The 2,306-nt window shown below is 36.6% G+C and carries 4 protein-coding genes; all 4 read right to left on the bottom strand.

The window, feature by feature from the left end; all coding sequences use genetic code 11:
• Positions 1 to 532 (bottom strand): RNA-guided endonuclease TnpB family protein (locus tag ACT8VG_RS10260; protein WP_444195806.1); only part of this gene is annotated, 532 nt, incomplete at its 3' end.
• Positions 522 to 929, bottom strand: coding sequence for an IS200/IS605 family transposase (tnpA, locus tag ACT8VG_RS10255; RefSeq protein WP_418619396.1), 408 nt, complete (start codon positions 927 to 929; stop codon positions 522 to 524). The genes tnpA and ACT8VG_RS10260, both read right to left, overlap by 11 nt.
• Positions 930 to 1,102: 173 nt before the next feature.
• Positions 1,103 to 1,438, bottom strand: a complete 336-nt coding sequence (locus ACT8VG_RS10250) for a hypothetical protein (RefSeq protein WP_444195805.1) — start codon at positions 1,436 to 1,438, stop codon at positions 1,103 to 1,105.
• A partial coding sequence (locus ACT8VG_RS10245; RefSeq protein ID WP_444195804.1) for a hypothetical protein occupies positions 1,422 to 2,306 on the bottom strand: 885 nt, incomplete at its 5' end. The genes ACT8VG_RS10250 and ACT8VG_RS10245, both read right to left, overlap by 17 nt.

Raw genomic sequence — 2,306 nt, 5'->3', positions numbered from 1 at the left:
CTATATAGGTATTTTCTATTTCATCAAATTCAAAAAGAACAGAAGCATAATACTTACCATCTGACGCTAGTGATATAGTAGCAGACTTGACAGTCCAATTATCATTAGGAATACGATGAATAACGGCTTTCACTTTACCAATTTTAGGTAACTTGATATATTTATTATTTATAATAGCCACTGTGCCGTTTTGATTATTCGTAGTATAAGACTTGCGGCTATGTTTTGCGGATTTGAATTTAGGAAATCCACTTTTCTTTTTACGTTTTTTATTGAATCTATTACGAAACGCTGCTTGTAAATCCATCTGTTTATTGGCAAGCGCAAGACTGTCTACTTCTTTAAGATAAGGATAATCTTCCTTATACTTAGCAGGCGTTACAGTAGGGAATTTCCCAGTCGCTTTATAACCCTCAATCTTATCTGCAAGCATAAGATTATAGACCTTGCGGCAACAACCAAAGGTCTTAGTAAACATAACTCTCTGTTCAGTTGTAGGATATATGCGATATTTAATTGCTTTATTTGCCATTTTTCTTTCCCTGTGATGCTATATACTGTTTAATAATATCTACAGTAACTCCACTTGTAGTCAGTAGACAAAAACTCTGTGACCAGAACATTTCTTTCCATAAAGATTTACGTATTTGAGGAAATTCTTTCTTTATGAGTCTGCTACTTGCTGATTTATATGCATTGATGAATTTGCTGATTTCTGTATTTGGTTGTCCCCTAAACAAAATATGTACATGATCTATATCATGATTCCACTCTTCTAATACAATATTATAAGTAGGAGCAATCTTTTCAAATATCTCTTTTAAACGATTAGAAATAATATCATCTATTACCTTATTTCGATATTTTACGCACATAATCAGATGATAATGCAACATGAACACTGAATGATTATTTGTATCTAATTTCATTACACTTATACCTTTTCTGCTAAATACGACTGATTTATAAATATATTATAACATAATAAAATAGAAAAGTCAAAAACGCCGTGTAATCCGCAATTCATTCCACCACCTATAGAGGTGGGGGATTTCTTGCTTACGGCGTGTTAAAATAAGCACCGGCAAAAACCGGTGCTTTCTTAGATTCTTCTCTGCGGGCGCATCTGCCACAAATCATTTATTTTATACAATATCTCATATCCGATACTCGGCATAAATAATAAAGCCACAATTTCGAGCGCCGCAAGGAGCACAAGTATTGCAATTATTGTAATCACAACAGAAGCAAATTTACTGACCTGTTTTCCGCCTGCCCCAATGACATCGGCGACGGCCTTGCCAGCCTGAAGAGCTTCTTTCGTTACTTCCGGTTCATCATCTTCAAACCCGCTCTGGCTTTCTTCTATTCTGTCTCTGAACATGTCAGCCATTCCATTCGAATGTACTTTCTCTACTTTTCTATTCTTCCCTGGCATCCTTTTCACCTTCCTTTTTCTTTCCGAACCTAAGCTTTTCTTTCAAGTTGTTGAAAAAGCCCTGTTTTTCAGGCCCATCATATTCCTCACCACTTTCCGGCTCTGTATATTCATCCAGAACTTTTAATATATAATCTTCACACTCTCTGTTATCCGGCATGAATGGATTTATTACAAACGGCATTGAATATACCTTATTAGGTCTTACGATTTTCTTTACCGGCTCAAGCTTTTCATCTTCAAGATACGGAATAAGGTATACCGACATATGGTACTTGTCAACAATGAAATCATCATAAAAATCCTCAAGTTTCCCAAGATTCCAGTCAATACCGCTTGCCATGATATACTTGTTCTGCATTCTAATAAACTCTTTCATTGACTCACGTTTTCTGCTGTAACAGCCAAAATCAACAATAACAAAGTCGTAATCATCCTTGTACATCGTGGTAAATGTAAGATAATCCATTTCAAAATATACGTCAACACTGCCGAGCGGATAATTGTTGGTTTCTATCTCCCGGCCAAGTATCCACTCCCCAAGGTTTCGCATTGTTCCAGAACCGTTAATTTCAACAACCGCAACTTTTTTACCTGTATTTTTAGCCAGAACCTGTGCCATAAACATAACGGTATGCGTTGTTCCGATTCCACGTTCTATGCCGATCACTGCGATTTCCTTTGTGTTGATTACTCTTGCTGTTCCATCAGTGTCAACACGGTAATCAAGTACTTCATTGTTATCCTTGATATTCGGATCACTTGCGGAATGTGCGGCAGTCTCCTTATTAATAAACGAACTTTCACCGCTGTGTGTTCTTTTTGGTGCATCCTTTTTGCTGTCTGGTTCCTCAGTACTTCCATAACT

This window comes from Catenibacterium sp. (genome assembly GCF_052354645.1).
GTDB lineage: Bacteria > Bacillota_I > Bacilli_A > Erysipelotrichales > Coprobacillaceae > Catenibacterium > Catenibacterium mitsuoka_A.
Note: the sequence above shows the minus strand (reverse complement) of the source record. Positions and strands in the feature narration are given on the sequence as shown.